General features: G+C 37.2%; 18 protein-coding genes. 15 read left to right on the forward strand and 3 right to left on the reverse strand.

Annotated elements, in window-relative coordinates:
* Window positions 1-177: 177 nt before the first annotated feature.
* Window positions 178-858, reverse strand: coding sequence for a glycerol-3-phosphate 1-O-acyltransferase PlsY (gene plsY, locus G396_RS10665; RefSeq protein WP_051221261.1), 681 nt, complete (start codon window positions 856-858; stop codon window positions 178-180).
* A gap of 145 nt (window positions 859-1,003) precedes the next feature.
* Here plsY and parE point away from each other — a divergent pair, with 145 nt between their 5' ends.
* From parE to G396_RS0108605, 4 genes are all read left to right on the forward strand, one after another.
* Complete coding sequence (gene parE / locus G396_RS0108590; RefSeq protein WP_028125713.1) at window positions 1,004-3,079, forward strand: DNA topoisomerase IV subunit B; 2,076 nt, start codon at window positions 1,004-1,006, stop codon at window positions 3,077-3,079.
* A 3-nt stretch (window positions 3,080-3,082) separates the two neighbouring features.
* On the forward strand, window positions 3,083-5,572 hold the full coding sequence (parC, locus tag G396_RS0108595) for a DNA topoisomerase IV subunit A (RefSeq protein WP_028125714.1): 2,490 nt from the start codon (window positions 3,083-3,085) through the stop codon (window positions 5,570-5,572).
* A 54-nt stretch (window positions 5,573-5,626) separates the two neighbouring features.
* Window positions 5,627-6,559 carry a manganese-dependent inorganic pyrophosphatase gene (locus G396_RS0108600; RefSeq protein ID WP_006418411.1) on the forward strand — a complete coding sequence of 311 codons (933 nt, stop codon included), beginning with the start codon at window positions 5,627-5,629 and terminating at the stop codon, window positions 6,557-6,559.
* A 70-nt stretch (window positions 6,560-6,629) separates the two neighbouring features.
* A complete protein-coding gene (locus G396_RS0108605) occupies window positions 6,630-7,013 on the forward strand; it encodes a hypothetical protein (protein ID WP_028125715.1) in 384 nt (127 codons plus the stop codon).
* A 70-nt stretch (window positions 7,014-7,083) separates the two neighbouring features.
* Here the strand turns inward: G396_RS0108605 and G396_RS0108610 are convergent, their stop codons facing one another.
* A complete protein-coding gene (locus G396_RS0108610; RefSeq protein WP_028125716.1) occupies window positions 7,084-8,787 on the reverse strand; it encodes an Rqc2 family fibronectin-binding protein in 1,704 nt (567 codons plus the stop codon).
* Window positions 8,788-9,191: 404 nt separating this feature from the next.
* Here G396_RS0108610 and G396_RS0108615 point away from each other — a divergent pair, with 404 nt between their 5' ends.
* The 4 genes from G396_RS0108615 (at window position 9,192) to nrdH (ending at window position 12,246) form a co-directional block, all read left to right on the forward strand.
* Window positions 9,192-10,172, forward strand: a complete 981-nt coding sequence (locus G396_RS0108615; protein ID WP_028125717.1) for an ABC transporter substrate-binding protein — start codon at window positions 9,192-9,194, stop codon at window positions 10,170-10,172.
* Window positions 10,173-10,174: 2 nt separating this feature from the next.
* Window positions 10,175-11,065 (forward strand): ABC transporter permease, encoded by an 891-nt coding sequence (locus tag G396_RS0108620; RefSeq protein WP_028125718.1) that lies wholly within the window; start codon window positions 10,175-10,177, stop codon window positions 11,063-11,065.
* Entirely contained in the window at window positions 11,065-11,841 is a 777-nt protein-coding gene (locus G396_RS0108625) for an ABC transporter ATP-binding protein (RefSeq protein WP_028125719.1), read from the forward strand. The genes G396_RS0108620 and G396_RS0108625 overlap by 1 nt, the downstream gene beginning before the upstream one ends.
* A 183-nt stretch (window positions 11,842-12,024) precedes the next feature.
* Complete coding sequence (gene nrdH, locus G396_RS0108630; RefSeq protein WP_006418267.1) at window positions 12,025-12,246, forward strand: glutaredoxin-like protein NrdH; 222 nt, start codon at window positions 12,025-12,027, stop codon at window positions 12,244-12,246.
* 92 nt (window positions 12,247-12,338) lie between these two features.
* On the opposite strand, the gene G396_RS0108635 is transcribed toward nrdH, so the two are convergent.
* Window positions 12,339-13,508 carry a helix-turn-helix domain-containing protein gene (locus G396_RS0108635; protein WP_028125720.1) on the reverse strand — a complete coding sequence of 390 codons (1,170 nt, stop codon included), beginning with the start codon at window positions 13,506-13,508 and terminating at the stop codon, window positions 12,339-12,341.
* A gap of 145 nt (window positions 13,509-13,653) precedes the next feature.
* Here G396_RS0108635 and G396_RS0108640 point away from each other — a divergent pair, with 145 nt between their 5' ends.
* The 7 genes from G396_RS0108640 to G396_RS11620 form a co-directional block, all read left to right on the forward strand.
* Window positions 13,654-14,142, forward strand: coding sequence for a PTS sugar transporter subunit IIB (locus G396_RS0108640; protein WP_006418598.1), 489 nt, complete (start codon window positions 13,654-13,656; stop codon window positions 14,140-14,142).
* A gap of 219 nt (window positions 14,143-14,361) precedes the next feature.
* Entirely contained in the window at window positions 14,362-17,856 is a 3,495-nt protein-coding gene (locus G396_RS0108645; RefSeq protein ID WP_028125721.1) for a pyruvate carboxylase, read from the forward strand.
* An 8-nt stretch (window positions 17,857-17,864) separates the two neighbouring features.
* Entirely contained in the window at window positions 17,865-18,950 is a 1,086-nt protein-coding gene (locus tag G396_RS10670) for a CapA family protein (protein ID WP_051221264.1), read from the forward strand.
* A 94-nt stretch (window positions 18,951-19,044) separates the two neighbouring features.
* Window positions 19,045-20,667, forward strand: coding sequence for a hypothetical protein (locus G396_RS0108655; protein WP_028125722.1), 1,623 nt, complete (start codon window positions 19,045-19,047; stop codon window positions 20,665-20,667).
* A 69-nt stretch (window positions 20,668-20,736) separates the two neighbouring features.
* Entirely contained in the window at window positions 20,737-21,093 is a 357-nt protein-coding gene (locus G396_RS0108660) for a DUF6568 family protein (RefSeq protein ID WP_051221266.1), read from the forward strand.
* 154 nt (window positions 21,094-21,247) lie between these two features.
* Window positions 21,248-23,086, forward strand: coding sequence for a LysM peptidoglycan-binding domain-containing protein (locus tag G396_RS10675; protein ID WP_051221267.1), 1,839 nt, complete (start codon window positions 21,248-21,250; stop codon window positions 23,084-23,086).
* Between the two features lie 367 nt (window positions 23,087-23,453).
* Window positions 23,454-24,188, forward strand: a 735-nt coding sequence (locus G396_RS11620) for a LysM peptidoglycan-binding domain-containing protein (protein WP_028125724.1), incomplete at its 3' end; no start/stop codon positions are given.

Here is a 24,188-nt window from a genome sequence, read left to right on the forward strand (position 1 = left end):
AGAACGAATCAAAGAAAAATTAAACTGGATGAGCCCAATTGCTTATCGCCATTCACTTCAAGCTGCTTAGAAAACAAAAAATAAGAGAGACAAGTACATAAAATATGTACTCATCTCTCTGGTCCAACTTTTTGGGGTCACTATATATCGTCTTTCTAACTAGGGATTTATTTGTATTTATGCCAGGTCATCGACTTCTACATTTTCATATAAATAATTTTTAATGAGGGGATAAATTGTTTTCTCATATAGATGAAGCCCAAAAGACATGACACGTTCTTCATTCTTAGCCAAGGCTTTAAGGTTCTTTTCGTGGCGGAAAAGTAGAAGACACCAGAGTAGGGTGAAGCCAATGACATAAATCCAAGAATGGGCAAAACACGCAACTAGGATGACACCAATATAAAAAGAGGTCATGGCTGCAAAGGAAACAATTGAAAATAAGAACATAAACAAAAATAGGACTATGGCAGCAATAATGCCTAACCAAATGTTAAAGCCGGCCAGAACCCCGAATGAAGTAGCTACCATTTTACCCCCCTTAAATTCTGCCCATATTGGGTAGGCATGACCTAAGGCAGCGGCTAAACCGGTCAACATAACGGCTGCTGGACTTTCAGCAAATATCCAGCCGGCTAGCACTGTTGAAATGAGTCCTTTAAGTACATCTATGACGGTCACAATGACGGCGGCTTTAAGGCCAAAGTTACGACCAATATTAGTTGCCCCAAAATTTCCAGAGCCAAGTTGTCTAATATCTTGATGATGAACATATTGAGCATACCATAGCCCTGTTGGAATCGAACCAATACAATAAGCTAATAAAATTACTAAAATGTGTAAGATAATTATATTCATAATTGTCCCCCCTTTTTATTTAGTACAATTTTATCACAAAAGACAAGGTTTGAAAATTTTAATTTTTAGGTTATTATAAATAGCGAAGCTTTATGCTTAGCTTTGTGAATAAATAAGATAAAGAAAGAAACAATTGAGGTGAATCATGGTAAATAAGACCAATGCTAATTATGATGACCAGTCCATTCAGATTTTAGAAGGTTTGGATGCGGTCCGTAAACGGCCCGGTATGTATATTGGTTCCACCGACCATCGTGGCCTACACCACCTAGTGTATGAAATCGTAGATAATTCAGTTGACGAAGCCTTATCAGGTTATTGTGATGCGATTAAAGTTGAGTTACTAAAAGATGGGTCAATCCGGGTGACTGATAATGGCCGGGGTATGCCAGTTGGAATGCATGCTTCTGGGGTTCCAACCATCCAAGTAATTTTTACTGTCCTCCATGCTGGAGGAAAATTTGGCCAAGGCGGCTATAAATCAGCCGGTGGCCTCCATGGGGTAGGAGCCTCAGTGGTTAATGCTTTATCATCCTGGTTGACAGTTCAAGTTAAACGTGATGGTTACACCTATGAAATGAATTTTAAAGATGGGGGCCATCCTGAGGGAAAATTAAAGAAAATTCCAAATAAGCAAAAGAATGAATCAGGTACTCAAGTTCATTTTATGCCAGATGCTAAAATATTTGGTGCCAATAGTATTAAGTATGAGACTATTCTTGAACGCTTACGCGAATCTGCTTTCCTGTTAAAAGGACTCACGATTGAAATTACAGATGAACGGAGTGATAAGGAAGAAACCTTCCATTATGAAGAGGGACTCAAAGATTTTATTAAATACCTTAATGAAGAGAAGCATACTTTTTCAGACACGGCCTATGCTTCTGGTACGGTGGACGATTTTGAAATTGAGTTTGCCTTTCAATACAATGATGGCTACTCCGAAACAATCATGTCATTTGCCAATAACGTTAGAACATCTATGGGGGGAACCCATGAAACCGGTTTTAAGACCGGCTTGACCAAGGCCTTTAATGACTATGGACGGCGGACCGGTATAATCAAAGAAAAAGATAAAAATTTGGATGGATCTGATATTCGGGAAGGAATCGCAGCCGTCTTGTCGATTCGGGTCCCTGAAGCTTATCTGCAATTTGAAGGCCAAACTAAGGAAAAATTGGGAACACCTAAAGCTCGTTCCTTAGTTGATAACTTTGTAACCGAGGCAGTAACCCTCTTCTTAAATGAAAATGGACCGCAAGCCCAAGAACTTTTACGTAAGGCAGTTAAAGCTCGGAATACTCGAGAGGCTGCTCGTAAGGCCCGGGATGCCTCAAGATCGGGAGCAAAGCGTTCACAACAGGAACGACTTATTTCTGGAAAATTAACTAAAGCCCAATCCAAAGATGCTAAAATGAATGAGCTATATCTAGTCGAGGGAGATTCAGCTGGGGGTTCAGCCAAATTAGGGCGAAATCCGCGCTATCAAGCTATTCTACCATTACGAGGGAAAGTTATTAATACTGAAAAAGCTTCTATTACTGATATTATGAAGAATGAAGAAATTAATACTATGATTTATACAATCGGTGCTGGGGTAGGGGCTGATTTTAATATTGAGGATATTAATTATGATAAAGTGATTATCATGACCGATGCGGATACCGATGGGGCTCATATTCAGGTCTTGTTATTAACCTTTTTCTACCGCTATATGAAACCTTTACTAGAAGCTGGTAAAGTTTATTTAGCTATGCCACCTCTTTATAAAATATCTAAGGGCTCTGGAAAGAAAGAAAAGATAGAATATGCTTGGACGAATGAGGAATTAAAAGTAGCGACTCAGAAGATTGGAAAAGGTTATATCTTACAACGTTACAAAGGCTTAGGAGAAATGAATGCCGACCAACTCTGGGATACAACGATGAATCCTGATACTCGCTTGTTAATCCGGGTGACGGTTGAAGATGCAGCCTTGTCTGAAAGACGGTTAACTACTCTGATGGGAGCCAAGGTCGAACCACGGAGGAAGTGGATTGAGGATAATGTTAAATTCACCTTAGATGAAGAAGATACCTTGTTGAATGATTCCAGTAAGGGGCCAGGCTTAGCGGACCTACAAGATGAGGCCATCACAGCCATGGATCAAGATCAAGCTTTTGAGGAATCAACCGATACTGATGACAATCAAGAACAAATGTCTTTATTTGGAGAGGAGTAGACCATGCAAGCTAATAATCAAAATATCGAAGAATTAACATTTTCAGATATCTTGGGGGATCGCTTTGGTCGCTACTCCAAGTATATTATTCAAGATCGGGCTCTTCCTGATATTCGCGATGGTCTGAAGCCTGTTCAAAGACGGATTCTCTATGCCATGTATGAAGACCGAAATACCGCGGATAATCCTTATCGTAAGTCAGCCAAAACTGTGGGTAACGTCATTGGTAATTTCCACCCTCATGGTGACTCCTCTGTTTATGAGGCCATGGTACGAATGAGTCAAGACTGGAAGAACCGGCAGCCCTTAATCGATATGCACGGAAATAATGGGTCTATGGATGGCGATCCAGCTGCCGCCATGCGGTACACTGAAGCGCGCTTGTCCAAAATTGCCATGGAATTGCTCCGTGATATCCATATGGACACGGTAGATTATGCTCTAAATTTTGATGATTCTTTAGAAGAACCTATGGTATTGCCAGCTCGGTTTCCAAACCTCTTAGTCAATGGGGCTACTGGGATATCCGCAGGTTATGCGACCGAGATTCCACCCCATAATCTAGGGGAAGTCATCGATGCTGCCGTTTACATGTTAAGCCATGATACTTATACTTTGGCTGATATAATGAAGTTTATTAAAGGGCCTGATTTTCCTACCGGTACCATCTTACAAGGGGCTAAAGGGCTTAAAGCAATCTATAAGTCTGGTCATGGTAAAATCGTTTTACGGTCCACTTCGACGATTGAGAGTCTTAAAGGCGGAAAATCTCAAATTGTTATTACTGAATTACCTTATGAAGTGAATAAGTCCAAGCTGATTCAACGGATAGATGATATACGAATTCAACGAAAAGTCGAAGGAATGGCCGATGTTCGCGATGAATCAGACCGAAATGGGACTCGCTTGGTCATTGAAATTAAGCGGGAAGCGGATGCTGAGCAGATTCTGAACTATCTCTTTAAAAATACTGACTTACAGATTAACTATCATTTTAATATGATTGCGATCAATCAACGACGCCCTCATGAAGTCGGCTTAATTGATATGTTAGAAGCCTATATTGCCCATCAAAAAGAAGTTATTCTCCGCCGGACCCAGTATTCCTTGAATAAAGACCAAGCCCGCCTTCATATCGTCGACGGTTTGATTTACATGGTGTCAATTCTTGACCAAGTAATTGCAACCATCCGCCAATCCGAATCTAAAAGTCATGCTAAGGAAAACTTAGCCAAGGAATTTGATTTCTCCCTAGACCAGGCTGAAGCCATAGTATCCTTGCAACTATATCGTTTGACCAATACCGATATTGTTGCTTTACAGAACGAACGACTTGAGTTAAACGAACGAATTGGTATGTACCATAATATTCTTTCTAAGGATAAAAGTTTAAAAGCCACTTTAATTAATGAATTAAAAGCTGTGAAAAAGGCCTTCCCATCGCCACGTCGAACTCAAATTGAAGTCGAAATTGAAGAGATTAATATTGAACAAAGCCTCCTAGTCAATGAAGAACAAGTGATGGTTACTGTAACTAAAGAAGGGTATATTAAACGGACTAGTCTACGCTCTTTTGCGACATCGGACACCATGGATTTAGGGGTGCGCGAGCTCGATTATGTTATTTTTGCTCAAGAGTTGTCCACTTATCAAGCCCTCGTCTTAATCACAAATAAGGGACAATATATCCATCTACCGGTCCATGAATTACCAGATATTCGTTGGAAAGATTTAGGCATGCACTTATCTCAACAATACAACTTAACCGACGGAGAACAGGTGGTCTTTGTCAGTCCAGCAAGTCGGGATATTAATGACCAAGAACTAGCAGAATATAAAGATCAATATTTGGTCATGGCCACCAAAGAAGGTATGATTAAGAAAACACCATTGACAGATTTTGTCAGCTATCGGACATACAAGTCACGGCCAAGTCAAGCGATGAAAATGAAAACTGAGACGGATGAAATTATCGGTGTGGCAGCAGTGAAACAGGATACGGTGGCCCAGGTAATTCTCTTAACGGAGAAATCCTATAGTTTACGGTATCCATTAACCGAGGTTTCTGAATATGGCTTGAAAGCTCAAGGCGTGACTGCTATTAATCTTAAGAAGGATGACTATTTAGCTGCTTTTCTATTGGATAACCAAGGCATGGAAAGCCAAGCTCAAATTATTCTCATGACACAACGAGGCAATATTAAACGCTTTGACAATCAAATTATTGCGGACGCTAGTCGGGGCAGTCGAGGCATTTTGATGCTGAAAGAATTAAAGAATAATCCCCACCGCGTTTTATCTGCGGCTCTCATTCAAGATTTAGATCAGATGCTAGAGGTCACGGGTGACACTGGTTTTGTGGTTACGATTCAAGCCCGCCAAGTTCCTAAGTCTGATCGTTTGGCTAATGGATCTAGTCTAGACCAATTAGATAAATTAGGTCAGGTCTTAGTTCTTAGACAATCACCTTTGTTATTGCTTGAAGAAGCATAATGTACTAAAATAGTAGATAAATAGTATGTAAGAATATTTAGGAGGCTCATATTAATGGGAAAAAAATTAGTATTTGGACACAAAAATCCTGATACAGATGCATTATCAGCTGCCGTAGCGATGGCTTATTATTTAGAACGCATCGGTGAAGAGGCCGAAGCAGTGGCCTTAGGCAAAGCCAATGACGAAAGTAAATTTGCTTTTGATTATTTTAAAGTTTCGCTACCCCGCATTGTTTCCTCAGTTGCAGATGAAGTTGAAGAAGTTGTCTTAGTGGACCATAATGAGCCCATTCAATCAGTGGACGATCTTGACCAAGTCACTGTAATTCAAGTAGTAGACCACCATCGGATTTTCGGCTTCAATACAGGCCAACCTTTATATTATCGGGCTGAACCAATTGGCTCTACATCTTCTGTTTTATACAAGATGTTCCAGGAAAAAGATATTGATATTCCACAAGCCATTGCTGGTCTTATGTTATCTGCTATCATTTCAGATACACTCTTATTGAAATCACCAACTTGTACCAAGGAAGATATCGATATTGCTAATGAGTTAGCTAAGATTGCTGAAGTTAACCTTAACGAATATGGACTAGAATTATTGAAAGCAGGTACCAATATTGCTAGCCAAAGTGAAGATCAAATTTTAAATGGCGACGCCAAGAATTTCGAAATGGATGATCAAAAGATCCGCGTTGGTCAAGTTAATATTATCGGCTTTGATGAAATTCTTGACCGGAAGGCGGCCTTGTTAGCTGAAATGGAAAAAGCAGTCGCTCAAGATGACTTAAGTTTATTCTTATTTGTAGCGACTGATGTTTTAGATTCAAATTCCATTGGTTTGGTCGCAGGCAATAAAGCTAGTCTAGCTGAAAAAGCTTTTAAACAAAGTTTGAAAGAACAACAAATTGACTTACCAGGGGTAGTGTCACGGAAGAAACAAATTATTCCACCATTGACTGAAGCCTTCACTGAAGAATAATAAAAATTGAATCTTAATAAATAATCGCTAACTAGGATGAAACCTAGTTGGTGACTTTTTTGTTTATATATTGATATTAAAATTCAGGTCAGTATATTCAGGTATAGCGCTAGCCCCAGCTAATGAAGGGTTTAGAGATTTTACCAGTCAATTAATGGCTAGCCAAGAAAGTATTTTGACGGATTTGGTCAATCCTAATATGTCGGCCGAGGACAGTGCTAAGCTACAATTAGATATCGCCAATGATTTCGAGACCAACTATGTGGCCTTACATATGGGGGACAAGCCAGCGGACAATCAGAAGGTAAAGGATAGCTTTAGGCTGCAATTTGCCGATGGTTACATCGCTGGGCCTAAAGGTGAGCTATATCCTGAGGCCCCTTTGCTGCTTGATCAAGAAACCCGCCAGCTGGAAGAAGAGGCTAGCCAGTGGTTAGTTGATAATATGGAATAAGTAGGCAAAAAGCATATAGAAAAAGGCCACTTTAATCAGAAAATTATCCGATTGAAGTGGTCATTTCAACTTATTTAACTTTTAAGGCCTCAATCTCTGCTTCCTCAGGTGTCACGAAGACAGTATGTTGGCCCTCATAGATGACAAAGCCAGGTTTGGCTCCATTGGGTTTTCGTAAGTGTTTGACTTGAACTAAATCCACCGGCACATTGCTAGACCCTTGAGACTTAGAGTAGTAAGCAGCAATCTGGGCGGCCTGGGTAATCGTCCGGTCGGACGGCTTGTCGGACTCAATGATGACATGGGCGCCGGGAATATTCTTAGTATGGAGCCACCAGTGGTTCTTGGCAGCTTGTTTGAGACTGAGTTGGTCGTTTTGTTTGTTATTGCGGCCCACATAAATCATAACGCCGTCTGATGACTTATAGCGGCGGGGCTTAGAATTGGACTTGGCCCGTTTCTTTAGTTTCTGCTTGTCCTTGCTGACGTAACCTTGGTCTTGTAGTTCTGCTTTGATATCATCAATATCTTCAATATCCGCTTGTTGGATTTGGACTAGGACATTTTCCAGATAATCATTTTCCTGGTTAGTTTTTTCTTCTTGAGTTTTGATAAAACGAAGAGAATCCCGGTATTTGGAATAACGTTTAAAGTAGGCCTGGCTATTTTCAATAGCAGACTTGGCTGGATTTAGGGCAATAGTTAGTGGTTGATTGTCCTCATAATAATTGGGCAGGTCAACTTGGGTCAGACCTTTTTGGACTTGGTGACCGTAAGCAGACAAGAGTTCCCCCTTAATCCGGTAGTCTTCGGCATTAGCAGCAGTTTGATAATCCTTAGCTAATTTCTTTAATTTCCCCTTATTTTTATCTAAAACTTGCTTAACCTTTTGAATTAAGTTGCCTGAGATTTGTTTGATATGGTCTTGCTTGGCCTTTTGATTATAATACTTATCAAGGAGGCTAGACATGGAATCAAAGGAATCAATGACTTGATAGGCAGACGGATCCGGATTCATAAAGTAAAAGAATAGCTTATCCTTTTTCTCAAGGAGTAGGTATTGGGGTGACTTTACTTGGTCGATAAAGGATTCAAGTGCAGTTTGGACTCGGCCACTTTCTGTGATCAGACCTGCTAGACTTTCCTGTCCCAGTTTGCCTAAACCTTGAATATAGTGTCCGGCTTGACCTTCTAGAATCGGTATTTTAGCTTGGTCAACAAAATCTTTAAGTTTATTTATAGGCTGGTCCATCAAATTGACTTGTTGGTCATCGGTCGGTGCGGCTTGATAGGGGGCTCCTGCTTGAAGGACCCGGTAAGAATTTAAATAAGCCGGCACATGCTTGATGCAGTCGATAATGGTTTGTTTTTGCGGATTGACCAAGAGAATATTAGAGTGGCGGCCCATCAACTCAAAAATGAGTTGATAGGTATTTAAATCGCCAAGTTCATCCCGGCCAGAAAGTTCCATGACAACCACCCGGTCGTTATCTTGTTGATAAATATCCAAGATTTGGGCGTTTTCTAAGTGTTTTCTTAAGATCATGCAGAACATGGGCGCTTGTTGAGGATTGGAAGATTTCTCTTGGGTGAGGTGGAGTCGATAGTAGACTGGGTGAATCGAAGCATTTAACCGGTAGTTTTGCCCCTGATTACGGATGGCAAACTGGAGCTCCTGTTCATAAGGTTGGTATATTTTAGACAGACGTCCTCCGATAAGAGCCTGTCTGAGTTCTTGACTAATAATATGGGTCGTAAATCCATCAAATGACATTGGTGTGACCTCCTTTTGACTTAACTATGATTATAGCATGAATTAAGTTTAAGCAAGAATATTTTGTTTTCTATGGATTAAATCAAATTGCTAGTGAAGTCCACCCTTGACAAGAAGCTGAAAGCTGATTATGATAATAATATTAAAAAGAAAGGAAGTCACGAATATGAAACATGTTCTTATTAACCATTTAAACCGTTGGCAAGGCTGGCATAGATAGGTTGTAAACATGGAGCATATTCATGGATACAACCCAGTTTGACTGCAGTTGTATCTATGTGGCTATTTCGTTTACCACGTAGATTTATGAATTCTATGTGGTAGCCCCCATAAGTTATTTTGAGCTAACACATAGATTGTGCTAGCTTTTTTCTTTGCGTTCATAGAATAGAAAGAGGATTAAAATGAAAATATCCAAATTAATGAGCTTATTATTGGCCTTATGTCTTGTCTTGATGAGTCTCCCTTCATTTGTTTCAGCAGAGGATAACCATTTATCTGTTGCAATTGTTCAATTAGTCTCACATCCTTCCTTAGATCAAATTCATGAAGGGGTTATCGAGGGTCTTGCTGACCAAGGCTACAAAGAAGGTGAAAATCTTGATATAAATTTTCAAAATGCAGAAGGGGACATGAACTTACTAACCACTATTTCTCAGCAAGTAACGTCTCAAAAACCTGATTTAATTTTTGCGATTACAACGCCCGTGGCTCAAGCCTTACAAAATGCGACCTCTGATATTCCAATTATCTTAGCTGGTATTACTGATCCTGAGGCAGCTAATTTAATTGATTCTTTAGAAAAACCTGGAGCTAACATCTCAGGAATTTCCGACCAAATTCCTATGGAAGAACAGTTTAAATTAATTAAGACCATGGTCCCAGACGCTAAAAAAGTAGGCATGATTTATTCTTCTTCAGAAGACAATTCCAAGGCAGAAATTGAAAAAGCACAAAAAGCTGCTGAAGGCCAAGGTTTCGAGGTGCAAGTCCAAGCTATTTCTTCTGCCTTAGATCTGCAGACAGTGGCTGAGAAACTAGCTAATGAAACAGACTTAATCTTTATTGGTTCTGATAATACCATCGCCTCTGCCTTTGAATCACTCATTTCAGTAACAGACAGAGCAAAAAAACCGATTTTTTCACCGGTTGAATTAATGATTGAATCTGGAGCGGTGGCAGGTACCGCAATTAAACAAAAAGATATTGGTCTAAAATCGGCTGAATTTGCAGGTAAGGTTTTAGGTGGCCAAGAAATTGGTCAACTACCCATCGAATATATTGAGGATTACAAGGTATTAGTCAATGAAGATTCGCTTAAATTATTGGGCTTAAAGGTGCCAGGTGAAATAAAAGACCAAGTCACCTCAGTGGCAGGTGAGTAAGAATGACTATTTATTTTTCTGCTTTAATCCAAGGGATTCTTTGGGGAATTATGGGCATGGGACTCTATATTTCCTTCAGAATCTTAAGATTCACTGATTTAACTTCTGAAGCTTCCTTTACGATTGGAGCGGCTGCTTCCGTTATGTTTGCCAGTCAGGGCATGCATCCGATTTTGGTTCTAGTGGTATCTATTTTATTCGGGATGCTAGCTGGCCTAGTGACAGGCCTATTAACCACCTTATTTGATATACCTGATCTTTTGGCATCAATCATAACCATGACAGGCTTATATTCGGTTAATCTTCAGATTATGGGACGACCTAATGCCTCTTACCGAGGTTCAGAAACGATTTATAGTTTAATTGCTTCATTGATCGAAGATATAAACTACCAACGACTCTTTATTGGTCTCTTAATCAGTTTAATCCTAATTTTAGCCCTACAATTCTTTTTCCGAACTGACCTTGGTCAAGCCATGATCGCTACGGGGGATAACCCCAAGATGGCACAATCTATCGGAATAAAAACTAAATCTATGACCTGTTTAGCTCTAATGATTGCGAATGGTCTAATCGCCTTAGCGGGTGCTTTAATTTCACAAGATAACTCATTTACTGATATTTCTATGGGGACGGGCACCGTAGTTATCGCTCTTGCTTCAATTGTAATTGGTGAACTCTTACTATCTAAACAAGTCACTTTATTCGTGCGCCTAATATCAATTGTCTTGGGCGCAATTATATACCGTCTGATTTTGGTATTTGTCCTACAATTGGGCTTAAATCCTAATGATTTCAAACTTATCTCAGCCCTTGTCTTAGCTGTATTTTTAGCCTTACCCAAGTTTCGCTATTTCTTACCACATAGCTTACAAAGAAAGGGGCAAGCCTAATGGCACATGTAATTTTTAAGAATGTGAGCAAAAATTTCCAACGTAAAACGGGGGACCTTATTACCTCTCTAGACCAAGTTAATTTTTCCATCGAAGAAGGGTCTACTACTGCTATTATTGGTACGAATGGCGCGGGTAAATCGACCTTGTTTAATGCTTTGACCCGGCAAATTGATATTGACAGTGGAGAAATTTATCTTTCGGGCCAAAGAATCGATCAAATGTCACTTTCTAAAGTTGTCTCAAAAATTGGCCAAGTATTCCAAAACCCCAGTCATGGTACGGCACCACGGATGACTGTTTTCGAAAACCTCGTATTGGCTGAGAAGAGGGGAGAAAAACGCGGTTTAGCTTTATCACTATCAAAAAAGAAGGAAAGTGACTTAGCTAATTATTTAAGTAAATTTCATTTAGACCTTGAAAATCGCCTCGATGTTCCGATTGAGTTCTTATCAGGAGGACAACGGCAAATTATTTCTTTAATAATGGCGACTTTAAAACAGCCAGAACTTCTATTATTAGATGAACATACTGCTGCGCTAGATCCACGGACGGCCCGGCAAGTCATGGAAATTACCCAGACTATGGTGCGGGATTTTCACTTAACGACCTTAATGATTACCCACCACTTAGCTGATGCCATTAAGTATGCTGATCAAATCTTGGTCTTACACCGGGGCCGGATTGTCAATTCCCATCAAAGGGATGAGATAACACATTTAAGTACAACGGATCTCTATGAAGAATTAGAAAACTTGAATACGAGTGAAGAATAGAATTAAAATTGCTAACAACTTTCTTACATAATCTATGGATTACTTCTAGTGCTAATAGGTTTTAACACTAGAAGTGCCCTATATATTGTGTTTTTTAACCTAATTAAACCATATATCTTGTTTAGTTCTGCATAATAAGCTAAAATACTACTATAGTATTTTTAATGAAATGAGGAATTAAATATGGTTACCGTATATTCAAAACCAAATTGTATGCAATGCAATTTTACAAAGAAATATTTAGATGATAAAGGAATTTCTTATAAATCCGTTGATATCTTTGAAGATGCCAGTGCACTAGAACATGTCCAAGCCCTTGGTTTTCAATCTGTTCCAGTTGTTGAAGCAGATGATGAGCCTGCTTTTAATGGCTTCCGCCCAGATTTATTAGCTAAGTTAGCATAAGCATAAATAAATTTTATAGACTATGTCCGGTTCACCTCTACAGTGAAAGGAACATAGTCTATTTTTTTCTTGATTTTAATTTTTGAATGAACTCATTGAAATTTTTGTTTGGCATAGGCGGAAGGGCTCATACCAAATTCACGGGAAAAGGCACGGGAAAAATACTGGATAGATCCAAACCCTAGTTGCAACGCAATCTCTGATAAAGACAAAGTAGACTCACGAATAAGTCGCTTAGATTCACTTAAACGTAAATGGTTAATATATTGCTTGGGGGTCATATTAACATAGGTATTAAAGAGTTGTTGGAGGGTAGACCGAGATAGTTTAAATAAATTGGCTAGATCTGCTACTTGAATGTTTTTATCTAGATTTTGTTTAATGTAGGTATCCATGAGTTCAAAGGCTTTATTATCAGATTTTTCTTTCATCTTAGTCGTATTATTTAAAATTTGTCTCTCATTTTTATTTGAAATGAGATTGATAAAAACAAGTTGGAATAGAGCGAAGACTTTAGCCTTTTGTAAATAGTCAAGAGCAGATAAAGCAAGTAAGTCAATAATTTCCTGGATAAGGTCCTTATTTACTTGATTCAATGTCAATATTTTTCCAGAATCAAAGTGGTAGTCTATTTTGCTGGTAAAGGGTAGGAGGATATAAGAACTTTGTTTAGATACACCCAACAAATTGTAATCTTGGTTAGGTGGTAAAAAAACGTATTGTGAATCATTAAGAGATAAATTCATCTGATTATGCTTTAAAGTTATTTGACCATGATCAAGGATTAAAAGATGCCAAAAATTGGGGAAGGGGTTTACTAAAGATTCATTCTCGCGGATAAATTCATAGGTCATTGAAAGCGGCATAAAATAATGAACCTGTCCTTCAAAATCCATATTACTTGCAAAAATAAAGTCTAATTTAATTTGTTGGGGATGGTCTTTCTGTTGGGGAAGGAGAAGGACTTGGCTAGTTTGTGATAAGGCTAAAATATTAAAGTAGTTACCAGGACGGATTTGAACCGCACCTTTCAAGATATATTTACGAAAGCTAGAAGGATCATGGGGGTTATCAGTTATAACTAACAAAGCCAAGCCTTTGTCTTCGATTAAATTAACTGGATGGTCAAATCGAAAAAGAATTTGACTTTTCGCTTTATTTAGAACCATCAAACGTCCATTTACATGGTTTAATTTGTTCTTTTCAATATCAAAAGCAGTAAATAAGGGATTTTGACTCACTTGATTTGTTAAACGAAACATATTTGATACTCCTTATCCTTAATTCTTATAACTAGTATACTATAAAAGATAAGTAATGGTGACAATTCTCATGACTAAATATTGCAGTTTTTATGTTTTTGTATTATGATTTGGCAAGTTAATGATAATAAAAGGAGGGGCAGAAATGTCCAAGCAGATAATCGCTTTAGTTGATGACCATTATGTCCATGGACAAATTGGCTTACGTTGGTTTCATGAATTTCAAGGACAACTAATCATTATCGTGGATAATGAATTAGTAAATGATAAGCTCAAACAAGGACTTATCGAAGTGGCAATTGCTGGTGATGTTCAGTGTCGGTATTATTCTCAAGAACAGGCCATTACTAAATTACCACTCTTAAAAGACAAGCATCAAACCATCATGCTAGTCTTTCCTTCCATCACTAAATTAAAAGACCTCGTTAAAGATGGCTTACATCTTGATCAAATTATTTTAACTAGTGTTCCTTTTAAAGTTGATGATTTACGACTAAGTGATGATGTCTCTTTAAGTCAAGAACATATAGATTTCTTGCTAGGACAAGAGAAAAAAAGAACAAAAATTCATGTTGGCGCCTACGGTCTTGAAGAATCAAATAAGTTTGCGGACCTTATAAAAAAACATTCTTAATTGAAGAAAAATAAAACATTCCATTCTTAAAGAATTAACTTAGATTATTGATTTTCTAAGTTACTTAAGAAGTAACTGATTTTATCCAAGAAGAAAATTAGTTAGGGAATATTTTTTCCTTTTTACCAGTTACCGATTTATTAGTGATAATGCAAAGGGATACTATGCTATAATTGTTTACAATTAGGAAATGGACCGAAGGCCCGATAGGAGGAAATTATGAATAAAATCCACAAATTACTCATTGCTAACCGGGGCGAAATTGCTACCCGGATTATCAGGGCAAGTCACGAACTAGGCATTGAGACCATTGCAATCTATTCTAAAGAAGATGTTGGTGCCTTACACCGACAAAAGGCCGATTATTCTTATTTAATTGGTGAGGATTTAGGTCCCATTGAGGCCTATCTTGATATTGAAGGGATTATAAACTTAGCAAAGGAAAAAGGTGTGGATGCAATTCACCCAGGTTACGGTTTTTTATCAGAAAATCAAGAGTTTGCCCAAAGATGTGCTGAAGAGGGAATTATTTTTGTTGGACCTCAAGTAAAACATTTGCAAATGTTCGGGAATAAAACTCAAGCAAGAGAAACTGCTCTAGCTGCTGATTTACCTGTAATTCCTGGTTCTCAAGGAGGCGTGGCGTCCTTATCAGAAGTTAAATCCTTTGTTCAAGAACATGGATATCCAATAATGATTAAAGCGGTCAATGGCGGCGGTGGTAAGGGGATGCGCATTGTTCGTCAAGCCGACGAACTTGAACAAGCTTATGACCGAGCCAAATCAGAAGCCAAAACATCCTTTGGCGATGATTCTATTTATGTGGAACGATATGTAGAAAATGCAAAACACATTGAAGTCCAAATTATTGGCGACCAACATGGAAACCTGGTCCATTTATTTGAACGCGACTGTTCAATTCAACGGCGCCATCAAAAGGTCGTGGAAATCGCTCCTTCATTTAACTTGTCTCCAAGTATGCGGGATAAATTGACTCGTGCGGCTTTACAATTAATGAACCATATTGGTTATGAAAATGCCGGAACGGTCGAGTTTCTAGTAGCAGGTGATGATTATTATTTCATCGAAGTGAATCCACGAGTTCAAGTTGAGCATACGGTGACAGAACTGATTACTGGAATTGATATTGTTAAAAGTCAAATCTTGATCGCAGATGGAGAAGACTTGTTCGGGCCTGCCATCCATATGCCGCATCAAACTGACATTCAGGCAAAAGGTTTTGCCATTCAATGTCGAATTACCACGGAAGATCCGCTCAATAACTTCTCCCCTGATTTTGGTAAGATTGTTGGATACCACTCACCAGGTGGTGCTGGTATCCGCCTTGATGCTGGGGATGCTTATGGTGGGGCTCAGATTTCTCCCTTCTACGATTCCTTATTAGTTAAGGTGTCTTCTTATTCTCGCTCTAAGAAGGGCGCTATTGAAAAGATGCAACGTGCTTTGAGTGAGATTCGTTTGGTTGGACTCAAGACCAACATTCGTTTTTTAGAGAATATTTTAAAACACCCTGAATTTAATCAAGGTGATTTTGATACCACTTTTATTGATAATCACCCAGAACTTTTTGAGTTTGTTCCGCCAAGAAATCGTGGCGTTCAGTTATTGAAATATATTGCCAACGTCTCAGTTAATGGATTTCCAGGGATTAAAAAGGGAACAAAACCTGATTTTCCTAAACGAATCGTCCCCGAAGTTGAAGGACATCAGTATCAACTCCACAAAGAATCTTTGGATCGGCCAGGTAAACGTTGGTTACGTCATAAACATCAAGAGCAATCTTATAAGCATTTACTTGATCAAGCTGGTCCCCAAGCTGTTATAGAGAAGATTTTGGCTGAGTCAACACCCCTTCTAACGGACACAACCTTACGGGATGCCCACCAGTCATTGTTAGGAACTCGATTAAGAACAAGTGATATGTTGCTAGTGGCTCCATTTATGAACGAAACTATGCAAGATTATTTTTCTCTAGAAATGTGGGGTGGGGCAACTTTTGATGTGGCGTATAACTTTTTAAAAGAAAGCCCTTGGCAACGTCTACAAGTCCTACGACAAGCAATTCCAGATATCCCTTTTCAAATGTTATTAAGAGCCTCAAACGCCGTAGGTTATAAAAATTATCCCGACAATTTGGTGGCGACTTTTATTGCGGAATCTGCCAAACAAGGTATTGACGTCTTTCGGATTTTTGACTCTTTAAATTGGTTAGAGTCCTTAAAATTACCAATTGAAAAGGCCTTAGAAACTGGCAAACTGGTCGAAGGGACCATTTGCTATACCGGTGATATTTTGAATCCAAATCGGTCTAAAGTTTATACCTTAGATTATTATGTTAAATTAGCTAAAGAGCTCGAAAAACAAGGTGTTCAGATTCTAGCCCTTAAAGATATGGCAGGCCTCTTGAAACCAGAAGCCGCTTATCAATTGATTAAAGCTTTAAAATCAGAAGTCAAAATGCCGATTCACCTCCATACGCATGATACTACTGGTAATGGAATTATGACCTATTCACGGGCCATTGATGCTGGCGTTGATATTGTGGATACAGCAAATGCCGCATTGTCTGGACAAAATTCACAACCAAATACGAATAGTTTATTCTATGCCCGCCAAGGCAATGATCGTCAGCTAAAAATCGATACTCAGGCCAATGATTCTTTAAGTAATTATTGGAAAATAACCCGTAATTATTATCAACCCTTTGAATCAAATTTAAAATCTGCCTGGACCAAGGTTTATGACTATGAGATGCCTGGCGGTCAGTACTCAAATATTCAAATGCAAGCCCAGTCTATGAATTTAGGCGACCAATTCGATGAAGTATTGGAAATGTATCATCGAGTCAATCTTCTATTTGGAGACATAGTCAAAGTAACTCCTTCTTCAAAAGTAGTGGGGGATATGGCTTTGTTCATGGTACAAAATAAATTGGATGAAGATTCTTTATTTGAAAAAGGAAAGACATTAGATTTCCCTGATTCAGTGGTATCTTTTTTCAAAGGTGAAATTGGCCAACCAGCCAGAGGCATGAATGAAGCCTTACGACAACTAGTCCTCAAAGGACAAACTTATAGTGAGGCTAGACCCGGTTCATTATTAGACGATTATGACTTTGAAGCAGCTCGTCAAAGTTTAAGCCAACAGGCTTATAATGAGATAGAAGACCATGACTTATTGAGTCTTGCACTATATCCTAAAGTTTACAAAGACTATCTCAAGTTTGTAGATGAATATGGACAAGTCACTGTCTTAGACAGCCCAACTTTCTTCTATGGTCTTAAACCCTATGAGAAAATTGCAGTAGTCTTAGAAGAGGGCAAAACCCTCTTAATTGAATTGACTTCCATCGGACCTGTCAATGAAACCGGTCAACGGCCCGTTTACTTTAATTTAAATGGCATGCCTGAACAAGTCATAGTTCAAGATCAGAATGCTCAAACAGGCCTTAAAGTTCGACCTAAAGCAGATTCAGAAAATCCTAACCATATTGGGGCTCAAATGCCAGGAAGTGTATATAAAATAGAAGTTAAACAAGGCCAAGCGGTCGAATCCAATCAAGTTTTGATGATAACAGAGGCTATGAAAATGGAAACTGCAATTCGAGCTCCAAAAGCAGGCCATATTAAAGCAATTCATTGTCAGGAAAAAGAACAAATTGTTGCTGGTGACCTTTTAATTGAAATAGAATAGGAGTTTCTATGAAAAAATATATTAAATCTTTCCTCATATTTATGCTTGTATCAATGACGCTGAGCCCACAAATAGTTTTGGCTGAAGATAAAAATATCGAATATATTACTATTCGTTCCATTGGCGATATCTTAATTCATACTGATGTTTATGAAGCTGTCGCAACTGAGGATGGATTTGATTTTGATTATATGTTTGAACCAGTAAAAAAATACCTTGAAAATGCTGATATTACTACGGCAAATCTTGAAGTGATTGCAGCAGGAGACCATTTGCCCCTTGCAGGCTATCCGACCTTCAATGCTCCTTCTGAGATTATTGATAGTCTGAAACATGTCGGAGTAGACATTGTTAACAACGCAACAAATCATACTCTCGATTGGGGGGCAGAAGGGGCCTATGACTCAATTCAAGCCTTAAAAGCCAGAGATATGATGTATGTGGGCTCCTATGAGAGTTGGGAAGATGCACAAAAGCCCCGGATTATTGAAAAGAAAGGGGCCAAAGTCGGCTTTCTTTCTTATGCTAGAGATGCAAATGGAAACACTATTTCAGAAGATCAAGGCTATTTATTCTCTTTAATTGATGAGGATATCTTTCCCCAAGAAATTAAAGCATTAGCCGACCAAACCGATATTACCATGGTCATGTTCCATACTGGCGAGGAATATGAATACTTACCGGCTGATTACCAACTAAGAACCTTTCGTTTAGCTCGGGATGCTGGTGCCAATTTCGTACTGGGAGGGCATCCTCATGTAGTCCAACCATTTATTAATTATAATGAGAGCCAAGCTGGGATTTTTTCCCATGGTAATTTCATCAGTGGTCAAGTAGATATAGAAAATAAATTAGGTAGCATTATTGAAGTAAGATATGCCTTTAATAAAGAAACTAAAGAATGTAAGATTGATCGATTACGGCTTATGCCTACCTATAATGCTGGCTCTTACAGCGACTATACAGGACAAGTGGTTCCACTGATAGACGGAGCTGACTATGGTTTAGCCGATGCCCAAGCATATTTTGATGATTTTGTGTATCGGATGCAGACTTATACAAATAAAGTTCAGGTCGTTGAATATTTGGATTAAATAAAACCTAAAGCTCAGATTAATAATCTGAGCTTTTTTAATTAAATAAAAGGAATTACCACCTTTTTTTGTATTTATACATAGGAGGTGTTCCATGAAAAAAATATACGGTTTTAGTTTAAGTCTTTTAATAACTTCATCATTCATAACGAATAATATAAATGCTCAAGAAAATATAAATCAGGTTCCTAAACCCTATCGGTTAATCCAACATGTTCAAGAGAAAGCGATTGATAAAGATTACTGTTTAAATTTTTTTAATCAGAAGAGAGAAAATGTTTATCAAGATAATCAAGCAAGCAGTGAAATTGAAACCTTAGAAACAGAAATAACGAATTTAGCAAACCAACATAATGAAATAACCTTAGCGATTGAAGATCTTGAACAAAACCCTGACTATTCTCGACAAGCTGCCCAAGCAGGATTAGACCACACCCTTGAGACGGTCTATGATGAACTAAGTCAGGAACAAACAGGTTTTCTTGAACTCGATGCATCAAGTCAAGAAAAATATTTAGTCCAAGATAGTCGTGTGCAAGAATGGCAGACCTATCTTAGCGAAGTTCAAGCGGAAATTGATTATTTAGTTCACCAGCAAAAACTCATTGAAGATGATTATAATCAAGCTTTATATCGACTAGAGGAATTAGAAAGTCAATCAAGTTATATAAATCAAGAACAAAGTGAAAACAACGCTTGTGAACTTTATGCTTATTCTGTTCCATTTAAACTGGACGAGCAAATAATTTTTGATACAAACAATGGCTCCTTAGAGGATATCCTAGTCAATCTAGATCAAATAATGCAAGCTCTTGTTCCCAAAGCTTATAGTAAAGTTAGTTTTCAGCAAATTTATGAAATTTTTAATTTATTTATGAGTCAAGAAGAGCTGGATAAAATTTTAAAAGGTAAAGAACTCATCCGTTTAGATCAAAATGCATACCATGAATATTCCTATGCCCGCGAATTATCCTTATCAGACATAGAAAACTTAGCTCATTTTGCGCAAAGATATTATCTTGATGATCAAGATGACCATCGGTATAACCAGGCATATCATGAAATTATTCAATTAAAAGAGGATCAGTTTCATTACTTTTTTCAAATTAATCGGGAAGTATTTATAAAAATTCAAGAGATATTACTGAAATATTTAAATGCTAATAACTTAGACCAAGAAAAAAGTTTACAAGCAATTCAAACTTTTCAAAGTAAATATCAAATAAAATTAGTATTTTATGATGATCAAACTAGTCATTGGGTCGCAAATGATTTTAAGAGCACAGGGTTTTATGATGAATATATCAATCGAGTGATTGAGGGCAAAGTGATAACTAATGAGCAAAGTAGTAGCGCAGACCATAGCTCAACTCAGGAAAATCCTCAAGAAATTAATGATGATAAATCTAGTAATAAGAGGTCGGTTCGTAATCAGCAATTACAAGCAATCAAAGATAAACTTAGTAGTCATGAAGCAAACAAACCATCTAAGGCCAAAACATTAGCTGGTTCAAATAATAATAAAGCCAAAAAGTCTCCTAAAAAAGAAGACAAGTCGGCTTCAAAATCTTCGCTTAAATTACCTGATACAGGGGAGAGTCGAGCGGCCTACCTAATAGCCATTACTTTCGTGGTAATTGGTGTGATAATTTTAATTCCTGATTTAATTCAAAGATATCGTCATAAAAAAAATATAGAACACCTACATCTAGATTAAGGCCATGAGCAGAATATTTTTATTAAGCCATAATTTGTCTTATACTTATTACAAATAGGAGGAATATAGATGAGTATTAATGAAGTAGAGTTCATGGAAATAATTGATAAATCATTTGAGACTGTCACAGCTAATCAAGCAGGGGAATATTTGGCAGCAGACAAAGAAAAGCCAGTATTTATTGGTCGTCCAACTTGTCCATATTGTCGTAAATTTATCCTGAAATTAAAAGAGATAATTGATGAAAATAATCAAGAAATTTTTTTTGTTAATTCTGAAAATAAAGCAGATCAAGGTTTAGCTGAATTTCGTGATAAATACAATATTAAAACAGTCCCAGGATTTTTAGTAGCTAAACAAGGAGAAGTAAAGGTAAAATGTGATTCTTCAATGCCAATTGAAGAAATTAAAGAATTTATTGGATAACTTATAATTAGAAAAAGCGCTTGGGCGCTTTTTTACTTTGCAATTCTTATATATCACTACAATGTAGTCATATTGTAATGGTTTTGACATACAGTCAAGGATAAAGAATGTTAGAATTAATTGTGAAAATTTATAGATAGGGGGAGTGTGCCCTTTGGAACGCAAGCTTTTACACAAACGAAAAGGACAATGGGTTGCTTTATCAACCTCGCTCTTAGCAATGGCCATCACCATGCAATCTGCTGATTTTGTGCTAGCTCAAGAAGCAAACAGTTCTGATCAAAGTCTCGTTACTAGTCAAGAAATTGACGAAATTTCAAAAATTGAATCTAGTTTAAATATTGACAATGAAAAGCAAGAAGTTACGCCTGAAATAGATGCTGATGAAATTGAAGCTATTCAAAGCGCATTAGCTAAGCCAACTGAAAATTCTCATCATACTTCCAATCTTTCAAATCAAACTTCCGCTTCTCATACAGTAAAACAAGGTGATACCTTATATTCACTCGCAAGAAATAATGGTTTAACCCTAGACCAATTAATGGCTTATAATAATCTGAGCTCATATAATATTCCTGTTGGAACCGTCTTATACTTTACACCGCAAGCAAAATCAAATTCACAAGTAGTAGCTAATCAAGAAAGAGCAACAACGCAAGTAGTCACTAAGTTGAAGTCTGATAATTATAGTCCACAAGAGTTCATTGCTATGATTGCAGAATCGTCTAAGTCCATTGCAAAAGCAAATGATTTATATCCATCCGTTATGATTGCCCAAGCAGCTTTGGAATCTAATTGGGGAAATTCTAAATTATCAAAAGCTCCTAACTATAATTTATTTGGCGTAAAAGGATCGTATAACGGCAATTCGGTTGCTCTGGATACTCTGGAAGATGATGGTACAGGAAATTATTCAGGAGTTAAAGCCAAATTTAAAGCATATCCAAGTTATATGCAATCCTTGTTAGACTATGCAAATATTTTAACAGGTAAAGATTCAACCTGGCGCAGGGAATATTATGCAGGTGCTCGTTTTTCAAATACAAATTCCTACAAGGATGCCACCGCTCATTTAACTGGACGTTATGCTACGGATACCCGTTATGGTAGTAAATTAAATAACCTGATTAGCATGTATAATCTAACCCAATATGACCAAATATTGTTCGAAAATTCTAATAATTCAAATCATAATATTAATGATATTGAAGATGAAGCTTCTAAAAATATAAAGCAATCTGGTTCAGATCTTCCTAACCAACAAAATAACGGAAATCAATCGACAGGAACTTATACGGTAAAAAAAGGGGAGTCATTAGGACTCATTTCTCGTAGATACGGAATGACAGTCGCTCAACTTAAAGCTTTAAATGGCTTATCGAGTGACTTAATTCATCCTAACCAAAAACTCAGAGTCTATGCATCAGCCTCTAAACCCGTAAATGCTGAGACACATACGGTTCAAAAAGGGGAGTACCTCTATTTAATTAGCCGTAAATATGGGATGACAGTAAACGAACTTAAGCGTTTAAATAATTTGACGTCTAACTACCTAAAATCAGGTCAAGTATTACGCATTAAATCGCAGAATAAAAATAATAATAATAAGGTGAACATTAAAAATAATTTAATTACGACCTTAGATAAGTTGATAAATAATAATAAAGAAATTACTAGAATCAATAATAAAAAACCGAAAAATGTACGTATCATTTCAAGCGCTGATACAAAACGGCCTAATCAAGTTTTAATTGTAAATAATAAGAAAGTCACAAGTTATAACACACCAACAAAAACGACAGATAGTTATTTGATAAATCTTTTGTTATCCAATAGACTGATGGTTAAAGATAACAAAACCCATACTGTAAAACAAGGTGAATATTTATATTTGATTGCAAGCAAGTATGGATTAACAGTAGATAAACTCAAATCAATAAATAAGTTATCTTCAAATACGATTCATAGTGGCCAAATATTACGGTTATCGTAATTAACTTATGTTAATCGTTAAATAAATATTTATTTGAAGCCTAATTGAATATAAATATGAATCAGAAAGAGATGGACAAAAGTTCATCTCTTTTTAGTTTAAACTGAAATATTTTATTATAGTCAATATTAACTAGTCCAGCTGAAACAAGGTTATTCAGTTCTTACTCTTGATTAATAGTTTATATTTAAATGGTTTATGGCCCATACTTAGGAGCATTTAAAAGAAATCGCTATATTTAGCCATAAGATTATTTAAAAATAATGTTAAGACAAGACCGTAAGCTTCCTGTAATACATCTGTAATCTTTTAAGTATTGGAAAATGTTAGAATTAATTATGAAATTAGTATGTTAGGAGTGTTTAGTTTGGACCGTAAAAAATTACATAAACGTAAGGGGCAATGGGTAACTATTTCTAGCTCTATTATTGTAGCGTCATTGGCATTTCAAGGCGTACAATTAGCACAAGCTCAAGAAATCACTAATACAGAGGAAGACATAGTTTCAGAGGCCGAGGTAGCGGCTCAATTATCAACCAGTACTGAAAATCAAGATTATTATGTTGTTCAACATGGAGATTATCTTTATAAAATTGCTCAAGAAAATGGCTTAACAGTCGATCAATTGATTACTTATAATAATCTTAAATCTAATAGTTTAGTAAGTGGTCAAATTTTATATTTGGTTCCTGGATATTTACCTAGTGAATCGAATGATGTATCCAACGTTGAGATTAATAACGAAACAGATCAACAAAATAATCAAACGGAAAATCAGGATAATAATAATACACAAAGTCAGACAGTGAGTGGATCAACCTATATTGTTCAAAAAGGGGAATCACTTGGAATTATCGGCCGCAAATTAGGACTTTCAGTCACTCAGCTAAAACAACTAAATGGTTTAACCAGTGATTTAATTCATCCAAACCAAGTACTTAAAGTTTCTGGAACCACTCAAGAATCAACAAATTCTACAGATAATGATGATGCTGCCGTCTCTGAAACTTCTAATAGCAATCAGATTAACCAAACAGCTAATACTCATACTGTAAAACATGGCGAATACTTATACCTAATTGCTAAACGTTACGGCTTAAGT

It is taken from the genome of Eremococcus coleocola DSM 15696, assembly GCF_000428865.1.
Classification (GTDB): domain Bacteria; phylum Bacillota; class Bacilli; order Lactobacillales; family Aerococcaceae; genus Eremococcus; species Eremococcus coleocola.